The following is a 14,884-nucleotide window of genomic DNA, read 5'->3' as shown; positions in this document are numbered from 1 at the left end:
GCTCATGCTCCCTCGGTTGCGACCGGTGTGAGGTGTTCGGCGACCCAGTCGTTCGCGTAGACCGTGTCGGCGTACGGTTCGCCGCTGTCGGCGCACAGGAACGCCACCACCGGCTCCGGGCCTGTGTGCCCGTCGAAGTGACGGGTGATCGCGGCGTAGACGCAGCCGGTGGAGCCGCCCGCGTAGATCCCGTGGTCACGCAGCAGGGACCGGCAGCCGGCCACCTCGTCCCGCTCGGACAGCACGACCACCTTTCTGATCCAGGCGTCGTCGATGAGCGGCGGACGGATGCTGGAGCCGATGCCCGGGATGCGCCGGCGGGCCGGCGGGGCGCCGAAGATCGCCGAGCCCTCGACATCGACGGCGACCACGGCGGCCTCCGGGTGTTCCTCGCCGAGCCGGCGCGAGAGCCCGTTGATCGTCGCGCCGGTGCCGACCCCCACGAAGAGGTAGTCGATCCGGCCGACGTCGTCGAGCAGTTCCCGCGCGGTCAGCTCGTAGTGGCCGCGCGCGCCGTCCGGATTGGAGTACTGGTTCGGCCAGTACACGTCCGACAGCTCCGTGCGCAGCTCGGCGACCCGCGCGAGCCGGCTCAGCAGGTAGCCGCCGGTGCCGTCCGTCTCGGTGACCTTCTCCACCCGCGCGCACAGCCGCCGCAGCGTCCGCTCGGTGGCCGCGTTCACGTTCGGGTCCAGCACCGGCACGAACGGCACGTCCAGCTCGTTCAGAAACGATGCGAGGGCGAGTGCGAAGTTTCCGGAGGACGACTCGACCACCGTGGTGGTCCGGGTGATCTCGCCGCGCCGCACCGCCTCACGGAGGATCCAGATCGCGGCTCGGTCCTTCGCACTCCCCGTCCGGTTCTCCGACTCCATCTTGGCGTAGAGCCGGATGCCCGGGTGAGGCAGCCGCACGACCCGGGTCCTGGGCAGGGCGCCCAGGAGCGCGTCCACCCGGTCGAGCAACTGCCTGTCTATCCGCCCTTGGTCAACGTGCGCAGACACGGAAGCCCATGTCGTAGCAGCTGTAGTCGGGCAGGTTGTAGATCCGCACCCACGCCAGGCAGCCACGGGGGTCGCAGTTGTTGTAGAACGAGCCGCCGCGAATCACGCCGAGCTCGATCGAGCCCGCCTTCGTCTTGATGACACGCCCCGGCTTGTTCTCGTCGAACGGGTAGTGGTGGAAGGCGCTGGCGGTGAGCTCCCACACGTTGCCGGCGAGGTCTACGACGCCGTACGGGCCGGCCGCCTTCGGGTAGGCGTCGACGGGGGTGGTGTCGGCGACGTTCATGGTGTGGTTGCAGTGCTCGGCGGTGGGCTCTTCGTTGCCCCACGGGTAGGCGCGGCCGTCGGTGCCGCGCGCGGCCTTCTCCCACTCGGCCTCGGTGGGCAGCCGGGTGCCGGACCACTCGCAGTAGGCGAGGCAGTCGTAGGAGCTGACGTGGGTGACCGGGTGGTCGTCCTTGCCCTCCACGGTGGAGTCCGCGCCGCGCGGGGTGCGCCAGGTCGCGCCGTCGATGTCCTTCCACAGGTAGTCCTGGTCGGGGACGACGACGGCGGGGTCACCGATCCACACCCAGCTCTTGCCCTTCTTCTCCGCGCTGGTCACGTGGCCGGTCGCCTCGACGAAGCGGCGGAAGTCCGCGACGGTGACCGGGTACTTGGCCATGCGGAACTCGGCCACGTCGACCTGGTGCTCGGGCGCGGCCGCCCGTGGCTTGCCGTCCTGCCGCAGCTCGTCGGAGCCCATGGTGAAGGGGCCGCCGGGGATGGTGGCCCAGTAGTCCGCGGGGAATGCTTCGGCGGGGATCACTTCGGCCGTCACCTCGGTCACGGATTCTCCTTACGTCGTTGTGGATGCGGTCGGAACGTGCCGGCCGTCGAGGTAGTAGCGCCATACGGTGGACAGCGGCGCGCTGCCACAGCGCAGCAGCCGGTCGTGGAAGGCCTTCAGGTCGGCGGCCGAGCCGCGTACACCGGCCAGCTCGCGCCACCGTCGGATGTGCAGTTTGCCGAGCGTGTACATGGCGCCGGCCGGGTTGGCGACCACGGCCAGCACCTCGCGGCCGGCGCGCTCGGGCGACCACGCGCACAGCGTGGCGGCCTCAGCAGCGGCAGCGCCGAACTTTCTCCGTCCCGAGTGGACGGAGAGGAACACCAGCAGGCGGGTGGCAGCCTCCAGCGCGTGGCGCAGGGCGGCGACCTCGACGAGCGGGCGGCCCTCGGCAAGGCCGCGCTCGATCGCCAGCTCTTCGGTGTAGTGGGCCCATCCTTCGGTGGTCCCGGGGAACCACGGCACGCACCTGCGGATCATGCCGGCGTGCTCGGGGGTGGCCTCATGGTGCAGGTAGTGGCCGGGGACGACCTCGTGCACGGCGATCATCTCGAGCATCGGCTCGTTGAGGTAGTCGCGGAGTACGGCGGGGTCGCGCGGCTCGGGGACGTGCAGCACGTGCGGCTGCGGCACCGTCTCGAGCGCTCCGGCGTTGTCGAAGACGACCGCCGCGGAGGTCGACGCGTCGCGGGCCGGCCGGATGTCGAGACCGTGCCGGCTGGTGAGGGTGACGACGTCCTGCTCGGCCCAGAACTCCCGCAGCCGCTCGATCATCCCCGACAGTGCGGTGACCACCGATCCGGCCGGGAGCTGTGCGCTCAGCAGTTCGTACGCCTCCTGCCGGCTGCGCACGCCCAGTTGCGCGGCAAGCGCGTCGAGGCGGGCGACCAGGTGCTGCACCTCGGCCTCGGCCTCGGCGAGCAGCTCGTCCACCGGCGTGTCGACCCCCTCGGCCGCCTCAAGGTAGGCGGCGAGCAGGTCGGGACCGAAGATCGCACGTGCCGGCTCGGTGGCCGCGACCGCGTCCGCAAAGCCTGCGAACGCGGCGCTTGCCGATTCGGCCAGCCCCATGAGAGAGCTGTCGGCCGCTTCCGGCCGCAGCGCGACGAGCTGGGCGACGACGTTCGGAACGGACACCGCGCGGGCCCTGGCGTTCTCGATGCCACTGATGCGCTCGCCCGCCGGCAGAGTGCTGCCGAATGTCTTCGCCGCGGCGGCGAGGAAGTCCGGCAGCTGCGCGAGATGACGTGACAACGCCGTGACGCGCTCGTCAAGTGGTGCGTACGCGCCGCGCAGGTAGATGTGCACGTCGGTCTCGGCAAGCCACAGGTCGGGCCCGCGGTGGGACCGGCCGAGCTCGGCGATGCGGAACCGCTCGTCGGTGAGTACCCGCATCGCCGTGCCGAGGTCCGCCCGCACCTCCGGGTCCGCGTCCTCGGGCAGGGCGTCGAGCTGCGCGCAGACCGCAGTCAGCAGACCGTCCACATCGGACGGAGCGTCGGGCGCGACGTCAGGCAGCCGGGCATCGAAGTCGTGACAGCCCGCCCGCCTGCCGGCCTGCGGATATCGCTCGAAAACGTAGTCGACCACAGCGGAAACGGGACTCAGGGCAGCAGACGTCATTTCACTTTTCTCAGAGAGCAGCGAGCCAACGGCGCGCGGGAATGAACGCGAAATACCCGTTCACGGAATGCGGGACGGATTCGTCCGGCTAGGCCGTTTCAGTACCCGGATTAGGCTCGATAACGTCGCCGTCCTCGCCGTAGATCACGTCGTCGTCAAGGCTGGCCAACATATTGCGAAGCTCCTCCGGGGACATGGCCTTCAGTTCGTCGGCGTCCACCAGCTGTGAAAGTACCATTCGACTTCCCTGTGAGATTAGAGATCCGGCATTGTCGAGGGCCTCGCGCACGCTCTTCGGGCGCATGTCGGTCCATACCCGTTCGATGTGGTCGAGGCATTCCTTGCGAGGGCGGGGGCCGCCCACCGCCGTCCAGCCGTCCGGCAGATCACGGACCGCCGGCCAAATCGAGTACTGTTCCTCGCCGTTTACCACCACTAGGTATTGGGCGTTCTCGTCGTCGAACATCAGATTAGAGGTCCCATACAGTCGTTCCCGATTGGAGAAAGGCGGGATGCACTATCGGCAAGAGTCACTGCTGGATCTTAAACTGCCGCCCATCCGGGCGGTCCGGAAATGCATTCTCCGCAGTTCGGCTGGATTCAAGCTAGGTCAGGCCGATTAAGAGTGTCAAGAAACCGCGACTGCCCACACACCCAATGAACAAGACAGCAACGGTCGTTGTCGGGGCGGGTGAGACGAGGTGGTCAACCGCAGGCCTCATGCAATCGCCCTTGACCATATGGCCGGACCTGGGAATCCTCGGACCCCTGCGGAAGCGCTCCGTAAGTCGAAGGAGCGGAAGGCTGGAGCGGTCACAGACGTTGAACTCGTTGCACCCCCACAATCCGGAAGATTACGAGCCGGGCGGAAACCATCCAAGCGGTGCCGCCCGAGCATGAGCTGTTCTCGGAGTGGTCACCGCACACCGTTCGACCGGCGCCGCGCTCCAGTTGGACAGCAGCCGACGCGGGCTCCGGCCAGACACCGTGCCCGACCGGAACCGGCCGGTCACGACCAGCGGTACACGCACAGGCGACCCCGGTGTCCTCTGCCCGCGTGCGCCCGGCGACGCGGAAGACGATAGGAGATGTCAGTGACGACGACGGCCCAACCGGTCCCTGTGGACGTGCGGACCGAGCTGAGCCCCGAGGAGTTCCGCGCCGATTACATGGGGCGCAGGCCGGTGGTGATGCGCGGCGCGGCCGCACACATGCCCGCGGTGTCCACCTGGTCGGCCGCCCATCTCGGCGCGGTGGCGCCCGACCAGCACGTACGCGTCAAGGTCGGCACCGTCTCCGCGGGGCGCACCGCCGTCGTCCGCCTCGCCGACTACGCCCGCGAACTCGCGGAGTGGGAGGCCGAGGTCGCCAGGGGAGACGACCCCGGCGATCCGCCCGGCTACCTGCACGATGTGCCGCTGCTGTCGATGATCCCGGCGCTGCGCCGCGACCTGGAGCCGTTCCCTGCCGACTACTTCCCGCCGTTCTTCCGCGATCAGTGGTGGAAGTTCACGCAGTTCTTCGTCGGGCCCGCGCGCGCGGTGACCCCGCTGCACTTCGACACACTGCTCACCCACAACCTGTTCTTCCAGATACAGGGGTCCAAGCGGTTCGTCATGGTGGCCGACGCCGAGCGCGACAAGTGCTACACCTACAACTGGCGGTGGGCTGCGGTCGACCCGGACGCGCCAGACCTCGACCGGTACCCGCTCTTCCGTGACGCGACGGTGCTGACGTGCGACGTCGAGGCGGGTGACGTCTTCTACATGCCACCCGGGACGCTGCACAAAGTCACCTCGCCCGGCGCGTCGATCTCGTTCAACATCGACTGGCACGACCGTGCCAGCGCACTGCGCGGCGTCTCTGCGGTGCGTGAAGGCATGCCGCTGAAGAACCTGCGATACAACCTGCTGTTCGCGCTCGGGGTCGTCGCCGGCCTGCCACGTGGCCTGCTGCTGCCGGGACTGCGCTCGTACTACTCCTACATCTCCTAGTGAAGGCCGGGCTACGGTCGCGCTACTCCTCTCATAGGGAAAGGGCTTCCATGAGCATCTTCGACCAGCACGAGTCGAACGTGCGGTCCTACAGCAGGCGCTGGCCGGTCGTCTTCTCCCGCGCCACCGGCAGCCACCTGCACACCGAGGAAGGCCGACGCTGGCTCGACTTCTTCGCCGGCGCCGGCTCGCTGAACTACGGGCACAACAATCCGGTGCTCAAGCGAGCGCTGCTGGACTACGTCAGCAACGACGGCGTCACCCACGCACTCGACATGTTCACCACCGCACGGCACGACCTGCTCAAGACACTCGTCGAGGTGGTGCTGCAGCCGCGGGGCATGGATCACAAGGTGATCTTTCCGGGCCCGGGCGGCGCCAACGCCGTCGAGGCGGCCCTGAAGCTGGCCCGCACGATCACCGGCCGCAGCGAGGTCGTGCACTTCAGCAACTCCTTCCACGGCGCAACGCTCGGCGCGCTCGCGGTCACCGGCAACCCCTTGCATCGCCGCTCCGCCGGCGTGCCACTCACCGGCGCGACCCCAGTGCCGTTCGACGGCCACGACGGGCACCCCCACCCGGAGCATCTGGCGCGGCTCCTGGACAACCCGGGCAGTGGGCTGGACCGGCCGGCCGCGGTGATCGTGGAGACCGTGCAGGCCGAGGGCGGGGTGAACGTGGCGAGCGCCGAGTGGCTCCGTGCGCTCGCGGATCTGTGCCGGCAGCACGAGATCCTGCTGATCGTCGACGACATCCAGGCGGGCTGCGGACGGACCGGCCCGTTCTTCAGCTTCGAGGACGCGGGCATCGTGCCGGACCTGATCTGCCTGTCGAAGTCGATCAGCGGATACGGGCTGCCACTCGCGCTCACCCTGGTCCGGCCGGAGCTGGACGTGTGGCAGCCGGGCGCCCACAGCGGCACGTTCCGCGGCGTGAACCCGGCGTTCGTCACCGCGACGGCGGCGCTGTCCGCCTACTGGCGGGACGACGCACTGGAGAAGTCGACGCGCGTCAGGGGCGAGTGGGTCAAGAACGCACTGCAGGACATCGTCAACGCCCACCCCGACGCGGGCCTGTCCACCCGCGGCCGCGGCCTCATCCACGGTCTGGTGGTCGGCGCGGGGCTGGCCGACACGGTGGCCGACGAGGCGTTCGCGCGGGGCCTGCTGGTGGAGACCGCCGGTCCGCGGGACGAGGTGGTCAAGCTGCTGCCGCCGCTGACGGCCTCCGACGCGGAACTGGCCGAGGGGCTCGAGATCCTCAATATGTCCGTGCGCGTGGTTCTCGAACGGGCCGGATGAGCGCGATCATGGCCGTACCGATATTCAGGCCGTTAGTGATCCGAGACAGGAATCTGCTTGTGACCTCGCAGCACATCAACCACGTTCGCGTCTTACCGCACGCCCCGACACGACGGGGAGCACGCTGATGGCGGAGGGGAAAGAGGGCGGTACGCGGCGCGCCCTGGCTGAAGCACTGGCGCCGCTCTCCATACGGGAGTTCCGCATCCTGTGGACCGGGCAGGCCGTGTCGGCCGCCGGAGGCGGGATGACCAAGGTGGCGCTGATCTTCGCCGTGCTGGCGGTGGACGGCTCGGTCACCGACATCGGGCTCGTAATGACCGCGCAGGTCGCGACGCAGGTCCTCTTCACGCTGGCCGGTGGGGTGTGGGCGGACCGGTTGCGCCGTCAGTTCCTGATGCTGGCATCCGACCTGATCCGCGCAGCCGCACAGCTGGTGCTGGCCGTGCTCATCCTGGGCGGCGACGCCCAGGTATGGCATCTGGCCGCCGGCGCCGCGGTCTTCGGCGCCGCCCAGGCGTTCTTCGGCCCGGCGTCCAGAGGCCTGATGGCGGAGATCATGCCGCCGGAACAACTCCAGCGCAGCAACGCGCTGATGTCCTTCAGCACCAGCGCCTCCACGGTACTGAGCCCGGCGCTGGCCGGCCTGGTGATCGCGTTGTGGGGGCCGGGGCTGGTGCTGGCCATGGACGCTGTCACGTTCATCGTGAGCGCTGCGTCGCTGGCGATGCTGCGGCTCCCCGCTCGCACCATCCCCGCGCCCGAGTCGTTCTGGCGCGACCTGGGCACCGGCTGGCGCGAGTTCGCCGTGCGACGGTGGCTGTGGCTCAACCTGATGGTGCACATGCTGCAGAACCTCGCGGTCGCGGCGTACTACGTGCTCGGCCCGGCGATCGCGGACAAGTCGCTCGGCGGGCCGTCCGCCTGGGGCGTCATCGTCGCGGGCTGGGCGGCCGGCGCCATCGCGGGCGGGTTCATCGCGCTGAAGCTGGAGCCGGGCAGGCCGTTGATCGTCGGTAATCTCGCGCTGGCCCTGACCGCGCTGCCGCTGCTGGCACTCGCGGTGCCGATGCCCCTGTGGGCCGTGGTGGGCTCGGCGTTCCTCAGCGGCGCGGCGACCCTGTTCCTCGACGCCCTGTGGCAGGCGTCGATGCAGCACCTGATCCCCGCAGAGGTGATGTCGCGGGTTGAATCCTACGACTGGCTGATCTCCACGATTGCCGCGCCGGTCGGCCTCGCCCTGGTGGGCCCGCTGGCCTCCCAGACCGGTCAGGCCCAGACCCTGCTGATCGCTGCCGCGATGATCGTCATCCCGTGCAGTCTCACCCCGCTGGTGCCCGGCATTCGCGCGGTCCGGCGTACTCCCGACGGCCGTATCACCGGCCCGGCCCCACAGCAGCCTGCCCACGTGTGAGACGACGAACGAGGAGCCATGACCAACGGACAGGATGACTGGATACGCCGTTACCGGGCGGCGCCCGAGGCGGCGGTGCAGTTGGTGTGCCTCCCGCACGCCGGTGGGTCCGCGAGCTACTTCCGGCCGATGGCGATGGCGCTGTTCCCCGCAGCCGAGGTGCTGGCGGTGCAGTATCCCGGCAGACAGGACCGCGTCAACGAACCGTGCATCGGCGACTTCGCGGAACTGACCGAGCGCACGCTCGCCGCGATACGTCCCGAACTGGGCAGGCCGGTAGCGCTGTTCGGGCACAGCATGGGCGCGCTGCTGGCGTTCGAGGTGGCCAAACGTCTGGAGGCCGACGGGATCGTGCCGCTGGCGCTGTTCGCATCGGGGACGCGGCCACCTTGCCGGCCGCTTCCCCGGCACGCGCACACGGCTACCGACGAGGAGCTGATCGCGGAGCTCGCCGCGCTGGACGGCACCGACGAGCGGTTGCTGGACAATGAGGACATGCGAGTGCTGGTGCTGTCCGCGCTGCGCGCGGACTACCGGATGCTGGAGTCCTACCGATGCGACAGCTCCACGGTGGCGTGCCCGGTCGTGTCCCTGACCGGCGACAACGACGCCGTTGTGTCGATCGATGACGCGGCCGCGTGGGCGAGCCATACCGCCGGCCGGTTCGACCTGCACGTCTTTCCCGGTGGGCACTTCTACCTCGACGACCACTGGGACGGTGTGGGCGAGGTGCTCACCAAACAGCTCGGGGCGCACGTGCCGACGCGGACGGGGTGACAACGCTCGCGGTCATGCCGGCCGTTGCCGGCTTCGTCTCCCGGTGTCGGCGAATACGCTGCGCCTGGCCCGGGACCCGACTTGGATCTCGATCGTGCGGTACCGGCGGGCGGTGCGGACGAACCTCTTGATGCTCCAGCCGGCAGTGTCCTCGATGGAGCGGCTGACTGTCAGGACATCGCCGCCGGCACCCCGGACGCTGTCCGGTTCAGCGACCGGTTCCGCTTGTGACAGGGATGGTCCGAGCGGGCGGTGGAGGTGGCCGCCGGGCACCGCGGCTGCCTGCCTGCCGCGGTGCCCGAGCCCGAATCGGCCACGCCGCCGTCGATCACTGCGGCTTCCTCCGACCGGGACACCACGCCCGCTCGCCGGCACGGCCGGCGGCTGTTCGAGGTGGTGCATGCGCTGACCGACACCGGGCGCTGCACGTGAGCCAAGTCAGGTCCGGGTTTCGGCGAACACGCCGGCCTGGCCCGGGACATGGAACCGTGGTGCCACGATGTGTGGCTCGTCGGGTGACGTGGGCGATTCCACGGGCTCGCGCGCCCGGGTGCCTGTCGTCGATGTATCGGCTGCCCGACCTCAGCGATCGACCTGCCACGCGGGCTTCGCGAGGATCTCCAGCACAGCGCAGCCGAAGGCGAACCCGGTGGAGTCACCTAGCATGACGACCCGGTCCCCAACCTCCGCGGCCCCCGTCTCCAGCAGGTGGGTGAGCCCGACGAACGAGTCGCCACCACTGATGAGATGGCCGACCGTGCGTCCCAGGCCCCACGTCGTGCGCTCGTCATCGATCTCGAACTCGGCGAAGAAGTCGCGGTCGACCAGGAACCGCCCGGTGTACGGCAGGAGCCAGTGCCTGATGTCGCCGGCCCCGACCCCGGCGTCGGCGAGCGCGGCCCGCACGCAGTCGTGTTTGGCTTCGGTCATCGTCCGCATCATCGACACGACCCGCTTGCGCTGCGCCCGGCGGTACTCCTGGCGGTCTTCGAACCGACTGGGGTCGAGTGCGCTCAGCCCGCTGAATCTGCCGTCACCGACGATCTCGGTGGCGAGGAGCCGCGCGACGCCGTCCCCACGGTCCAGCACCATGGCGGTCGCGCCGTCGGCGGGCACGCCGCCTTGGTCGTCGCGGTAGCGGTCGCCCTCGCGCGCGTACTTGTCCGCCGAGGTCAGCACGGCCGCACTGCCGGCGGACACGTACATCGCGCCGAGCTCCAGCGACGCGATCGCGCCGTTGCAGCCCTGCCGCAGCCCGAGAGCCCGGGCCCGGCCGTCGTGGGCCATGCCCTGGACGTAGGAGGCCGGCTCGGCGACACCCTCCGGGCCCTGTTCGTCCACGTAGGCGTGGACGAACACGCCGATGCCGGCCGGGTCGATGGCTGACCGGGCGATCGCGACTCGCGCGACGTCGACGGCCATGTCAGCGGCGCATCTGGAGCCCGCGACCGCGATCGACTCGTAGCCGTGCGCTTCGCGGATGGCCGGGTCGTACCGGCCGGCCGCCACCGCGGCCTCCACCAACTCCCTCTCCCCCAGGGCCACGGCACAGGACCTGACGTACACATCGCCCCACTGCACGAGGCAACCTCCCGGAGTAATAACGGTGCTGAGGGTGAACGAGTCCGACCGTAACGATGTCCACTCAGCTCCGGCAACGCTCATGCCCGGGGGCGGGCCGTGCGGCCGAAACCGGCCCGGCGCGTCTGGTCACAGCGCCACCGGTCGGCTTGTCGCCCTCGTCCTTCCGGTGTTCACGCTTCTCATGCGTACCTTCACTGAGCGGCGACGCTGTGGATACGATCCCGCGACGAAACCGGGCTGGACGGGACAGAAATCGATCACACTCTGTCCAGTGTGGTGTCCGAAGGACCTGGGCTGGAGAGGAGCACCACCGTGACAGCCGCCGCGCTGCCGAACGTAAATACCGTGGATGTCGCGGGGGTCGGGTTCGGGCCCGCCAACCTCGCCCTGGCGATCGCCCTCCAGGAGTCCGACGCACCGATGACCATGGCCTTCCACGAGCGGCAGGCGAGCTTCGGCTGGCACACCGGCATGCTGCTCGAGGGCGCCACCATGCAGGTCTCCTTCCTCAAAGACCTTGCGACGATGCGCAACCCCAGCAGCCGCTATACGTTCCTCGCCTACTTGCACGCCCACGGCAGGATGCCGGCGTTCATCAACAGCAAGATGCTGTACCCGTACCGGATCGAGTTCCACGACTACCTCGGCTGGTCCGCGGCGCAGTTCGGCACGCACGTCTCCTACGACTCGACGGTCGTGGGCATCCGCCCGGTCCAGGGCACGGACGGTCACGTCGGCCTCCTCGAGATCGCCACGCAGGGCGCGGACGGCAGCCGGCATGTCCAGCGGGCACGCAACGTCGTGCTCGGCACGGGGATGGCACCCAACCTGCCGCCGGATGTCACCCCTTCGGCGCGGATCCGGCACAGCTCGCAGCTGCTCACCGGCGACCTCGCCGCGCCGCGCCACGGGCGGTACCTGGTCGTGGGGGCCGGGCAGAGCGCCGCCGAGTGCGCCGACTATCTCCACCGCACCTACAGCGACGCGGCGGTGCACACCGTCTTCGCGCGCTACGGCTACAGCGTCTCCGACGACAGCCCCTTCGCCAACGGCATCTTCGACCCGGCTGCCGTCGACGACTTCTACCGCGCGCCGGAACAGACCAAGGAGTCGCTGCTCGCGTACCACGGCAACACCAACTACGCTGTGGTCGACCTGGACTTGAGCCAGGAGCTGTACCGGCGGGTCTACCTCGAGGAGGTGCAGGGCCGCCCACGGCTGCACGTCCACCGCGTCTCGCGGGTGCGTGCCTGCACGGAGACCGCCGACGGGGTCGAGGTGGAGGTGGAGTCGCTGGTCACCGGTGAGGTGACGCGGCTCGTGGTGGACGGCGTCATCTACGCCACCGGCTACCGGCCCGTCGATCCCCTGCCGCTGCTCGGCGACCTGGCCGACGAGTGCAAGAAGGACGAGAGCGGCGGCCTGTACGTGGACCGCGACTACCGGGTCCGCACCTCGGACGCGCTGCGCTGCGGCATCTATCTGCACGGCGCAGGTACCGAGGGCAGCCACGGCCTGAGCGCGGGGCTGTTGTCCAACACCGCCGTCCGCGCGGGCGAGATCGCGAAATCGATACTCCGTCAGACCTGATACGGAGAGACACAGTGTTCGTTCCACCGATCTACCGGGTCACGAACCCCGGCCGGCTTCACCACATCATCCGGCAACACCCGATGGCCATGCTGGTGAGCAACGGGCCCACCACGCCGTACACGACCCTCCTGCCGATCATCCACCTCCCGGGCGCCGAGGAGCCTGAGGCGTTCGCCGGTTTCTCGCTCCTCGGCCACCTCAACCGGGCCAACCCGCACTGGCGGGCGCTGGCCGGCGGCACCCCCGCGAGCCTCGTCTTCACAGGCCCGAGCAGCTATGTCACCCCGGCCCTGTACGACACTCCGGTGGCCGCGCCCACCTGGAACTTCGTCACTGCCGAGCTGACCGGTGACGTGGTGCCGCTGCCCGAGGGCGAGGAGACCCTGGAGGTCGTCCGGCGCACGGCCGAGCTGTTCGAGCAGCGGTTCGGCCAGGGCTGGGAGGCCGGTGGGTCGGTCGACTACTTCCGCACCATCGTGAGCGGGGTCGGAGCCTTCCGGTTCGACGTGACGTCCGGACAGGCGATGTTCAAGCTCAGCCAGGAGAAGAATCCCGCGATCCGCGACCGGGTCGCCAAGAGCATGCTCGACGACGGTGACGGAACCCGTCGCGCGCTGGGAGTCCACATGTGCCGAATGGGGCGGACGGAGACGACGCGGCGACCCACGCTGTGGGGTGGGTCCGCGGAGCCGGAGTGTCTGCTGGACGGGCTGGCCCGCACCGTGGCCGAGCGGCCCGACGAGCTCGCCCTGGTCGACGGGGCGACCCGGCTGACCTACGCGGAGCTGTGGGCCTGGGTCGCCGAACTCGCCGCGACCCTCACCCGCCACGGCATCGAACCCGGCAGCCGGGTCGCGGTGACCGGCGGACGCAGCGCGCGCACCGTCGCGGCCCTGCTCGCCACCATCGCGGTCGGCGCCACCTATGTGCCGCTGGACGCGTCGTATCCGGTGAACCGGCTCACGTTCATGCTGCACGACAGCGGCGCGAGCGTCCTGCTGCACGACGGCCCCCGGCCGACGATCGCCGATGAGGTTGTGACCCTCGCCATCGAGGACCCCTCCGGAGCCGAGGCCGACGGCTTCCGGCCGGTCGCCTGCCGGCCGGACCTGCCGGTGTACGTCATCTACACCTCCGGATCGACCGGCCTGCCCAAGGGTGTGACGATCCAGCACAGTTGCCTGGACAACATGGTGACCTGGCAGCGCACCGACTCCGTCCGGCCCGACCTGCGGACCGCGCAGTTCGCGCCCCTGAACTTCGACGTGTGCTTCCAGGAGATCCTGGGCACCCTGTGCGGCGGCGGCACCCTCGTCATCGTCCCCGAGACACTGCGGCGCGACCCGTTCACCTTCCTGACCTGGCTGGCCGACCACCGCATCGAGCGCCTGTTCCTGCCCTATGTCGCCCTCCACATGCTGGCGGTGGCGGCATCGGCGCAGGACGGCGACCTGGGCCTGTCCCTGCTCGAGGTGAACACGGCGGGCGAGCAGCTGCTGTGCACGCCGCCGATCCGGGCACTGTTCGAGGCCCTGCCCCAGGCCCGGCTCGGCAACCACTACGGACAGAGCGAGTCCGCGATGGTCAGCTCGTACGTACTGCCCGGCGACCCCGCCGCCTGGCCGTTGCTGCCGCCCATCGGCCGGCCGCTGCCGGGCTGTGAGCTGCTGGTGCACCCCACCGACCCGGAAGATCCGACCACCGGCGAACTGCTCGTCGCCGGCGCCCCGGTCTCCCTGGGCTATCTCGGCCGGCCGGAGCTGAACGCCGACCGCTTCGTCACCGTCGAACGAACCCCGCATGGACACACCAGGGCCTTCCGCACCGGCGACCTGGTGTGCGTCAAGGACGACCTCGTGTACTTCCTCAGTCGGCTGGACCACGACGTCAAGATCCGCGGCATCCGGGTCAACCTGCTGGAGATCGAGGCCTGCCTGATGCAGCAGCCCGGCGTCGCCACCGCGGTCTGCGTGGCCCTGGAGCCGGTCCCCGGCTCGCGTCAGCTCCGCGCCGCCGTCACCCTGCACCCGGACGTGACGGAGCCCGGCGACCTCCGCGCGGCGCTGGCCGAGCTGCTGCCCGAGGCGTCGGTGCCCGCGTCGGTGACCGTGCTGCCCGGGTTGCCACGGACCCCGAGCGGCAAGATCGACCGCGACTCGGTCGCCGAGTCCCTGGCGACCAAGGGTGACCGATGACGACCGAACCGGCCACGGGCGAGACCACGACCGGCGAGCCGACCACGGGCGAGGCCACCGGGCCGTACCGGCGGCGAATCGCCGAGATCTGGTCGGCCGCGCTCGGCACCCCGGTCACCACGGCCGACCACCACTTCTTCGCAGACGGCGGCGACTCCTTCCAGGCCGCGCTCGCGACCGCGACGGTGCGCCGCGAGTGGGGGCTGGAGGTCACCGTTCAACTCCTCATCGATCACCCGGTGTTGGGGGACTTCGCAGATCGGGTGGCACGGTTCGTGGACGAGCGATGACAGATCGCGTCGATCATGTCGTGGCCGCCTGGGCACGGCGCGCCCCCGACGCCCCGGCCGTGCCGTCTCGCTCGGTCCGGTGGGGTTGCGTACGGTGCGGGTCCGGCCGCCGCGGACCTCGCGGAGCTGGATGGTCGAGGCGTTCCCCGGCGCCGACGGCGACTGGGACCTCGTCACCACGTGGCGCGCGGACGTCCTGTCGCCCGCCGACGGACGGCGTCGGCCGACGAGGTGGCGGCAGCGGTGGCGGAATTGACCGGTGCGTGAGGGAGACACAGAA

At 69.9% G+C, this 14,884-nt stretch carries 14 protein-coding genes; 9 read left to right on the top strand and 5 right to left on the bottom strand.

The genetic code is table 11. The features are described from left to right. Positions 1-2: 2 nt before the first annotated feature. From sbnA to NRF20_RS38115, 4 genes are all read right to left on the bottom strand, one after another. Positions 3-1,004 carry a 2,3-diaminopropionate biosynthesis protein SbnA gene (gene sbnA, locus NRF20_RS38130; protein WP_398630849.1) on the bottom strand — a complete coding sequence of 334 codons (1,002 nt, stop codon included), beginning with the start codon at positions 1,002-1,004 and terminating at the stop codon, positions 3-5. After that, positions 988-1,833, bottom strand: coding sequence for a formylglycine-generating enzyme family protein (locus NRF20_RS38125; RefSeq protein ID WP_266363839.1), 846 nt, complete (start codon positions 1,831-1,833; stop codon positions 988-990). Before NRF20_RS38125 ends, sbnA begins: the two co-directional genes overlap by 17 nt. A gap of 9 nt (positions 1,834-1,842) precedes the next feature. After that, entirely contained in the window at positions 1,843-3,423 is a 1,581-nt protein-coding gene (locus NRF20_RS38120; RefSeq protein ID WP_413754047.1) for a DUF885 family protein, read from the bottom strand. Positions 3,424-3,544: 121 nt separating this feature from the next. Continuing rightward, on the bottom strand, positions 3,545-3,922 hold the full coding sequence (locus NRF20_RS38115; protein WP_398630847.1) for an MbtH family protein: 378 nt from the start codon (positions 3,920-3,922) through the stop codon (positions 3,545-3,547). Positions 3,923-4,550: 628 nt separating this feature from the next. Here NRF20_RS38115 and NRF20_RS38110 point away from each other — a divergent pair. The 5 genes from NRF20_RS38110 to NRF20_RS38090 all read left to right on the top strand — a co-directional run bounded on the left by NRF20_RS38110 (position 4,551) and on the right by NRF20_RS38090 (position 9,374). Next, positions 4,551-5,450 carry a cupin-like domain-containing protein gene (locus NRF20_RS38110; protein WP_398630846.1) on the top strand — a complete coding sequence of 300 codons (900 nt, stop codon included), beginning with the start codon at positions 4,551-4,553 and terminating at the stop codon, positions 5,448-5,450. Between the two features lie 50 nt (positions 5,451-5,500). Further along, entirely contained in the window at positions 5,501-6,751 is a 1,251-nt protein-coding gene (ectB, locus tag NRF20_RS38105; RefSeq protein WP_398630845.1) for a diaminobutyrate--2-oxoglutarate transaminase, read from the top strand. Between the two features lie 127 nt (positions 6,752-6,878). Then, positions 6,879-8,165 carry an MFS transporter gene (locus NRF20_RS38100; RefSeq protein ID WP_398630844.1) on the top strand — a complete coding sequence of 429 codons (1,287 nt, stop codon included), beginning with the start codon at positions 6,879-6,881 and terminating at the stop codon, positions 8,163-8,165. Between the two features lie 18 nt (positions 8,166-8,183). Continuing rightward, complete coding sequence (locus tag NRF20_RS38095; RefSeq protein ID WP_398630843.1) at positions 8,184-8,942, top strand: thioesterase II family protein; 759 nt, start codon at positions 8,184-8,186, stop codon at positions 8,940-8,942. Between the two features lie 294 nt (positions 8,943-9,236). Next, entirely contained in the window at positions 9,237-9,374 is a 138-nt protein-coding gene (locus tag NRF20_RS38090; protein ID WP_413754046.1) for a hypothetical protein, read from the top strand. A gap of 150 nt (positions 9,375-9,524) precedes the next feature. Here NRF20_RS38090 and NRF20_RS38085 read toward each other — a convergent pair whose 3' ends face one another. Then, positions 9,525-10,523 carry a ketoacyl-ACP synthase III family protein gene (locus NRF20_RS38085; RefSeq protein ID WP_398630842.1) on the bottom strand — a complete coding sequence of 333 codons (999 nt, stop codon included), beginning with the start codon at positions 10,521-10,523 and terminating at the stop codon, positions 9,525-9,527. Between the two features lie 348 nt (positions 10,524-10,871). Between NRF20_RS38085 and NRF20_RS38080 the strand changes: the two genes are divergently transcribed. The 4 genes from NRF20_RS38080 (at position 10,872) to NRF20_RS38065 (ending at position 14,860) form a co-directional block, all read left to right on the top strand. After that, the gene (locus NRF20_RS38080; RefSeq protein ID WP_413754045.1) at positions 10,872-12,116 is read left to right on the top strand and encodes a lysine N(6)-hydroxylase/L-ornithine N(5)-oxygenase family protein; all 1,245 of its coding nucleotides are present in this window, start codon (positions 10,872-10,874) and stop codon (positions 12,114-12,116) included. A 14-nt stretch (positions 12,117-12,130) separates the two neighbouring features. Beyond that, entirely contained in the window at positions 12,131-14,314 is a 2,184-nt protein-coding gene (locus tag NRF20_RS38075) for an AMP-binding protein (RefSeq protein WP_413754044.1), read from the top strand. Further along, positions 14,311-14,604 carry a phosphopantetheine-binding protein gene (locus NRF20_RS38070; RefSeq protein WP_266363818.1) on the top strand — a complete coding sequence of 98 codons (294 nt, stop codon included), beginning with the start codon at positions 14,311-14,313 and terminating at the stop codon, positions 14,602-14,604. The genes NRF20_RS38075 and NRF20_RS38070 overlap by 4 nt, the downstream gene beginning before the upstream one ends. Positions 14,605-14,683: 79 nt before the next feature. Beyond that, entirely contained in the window at positions 14,684-14,860 is a 177-nt protein-coding gene (locus tag NRF20_RS38065; RefSeq protein WP_413754043.1) for a hypothetical protein, read from the top strand. Positions 14,861-14,884: the final 24 nt, after the last annotated feature.

It is taken from the genome of Streptomyces sp. R-74717, assembly GCF_047305335.1.
GTDB classification, from domain to species: domain Bacteria; phylum Actinomycetota; class Actinomycetes; order Streptomycetales; family Streptomycetaceae; genus Streptomyces; species Streptomyces atratus.
Note: the sequence above shows the minus strand (reverse complement) of the source record. Positions and strands in the feature narration are given on the sequence as shown.

Coding starts and splice junctions, on each gene's coding strand:
- NRF20_RS38070 (WP_266363818.1), top strand. CDS start 14,311: ATGACGACCGAACCGGCCACGGGCGAGACCACGACCGGCGAGCCGACC.
- NRF20_RS38115 (WP_398630847.1), bottom strand. CDS start 3,922: ATGTTCGACGACGAGAACGCCCAATACCTAGTGGTGGTAAACGGCGAG.
- NRF20_RS38100 (WP_398630844.1), top strand. CDS start 6,879: ATGGCGGAGGGGAAAGAGGGCGGTACGCGGCGCGCCCTGGCTGAAGCA.
- NRF20_RS38095 (WP_398630843.1), top strand. CDS start 8,184: ATGACCAACGGACAGGATGACTGGATACGCCGTTACCGGGCGGCGCCC.
- ectB (WP_398630845.1), top strand. CDS start 5,501: ATGAGCATCTTCGACCAGCACGAGTCGAACGTGCGGTCCTACAGCAGG.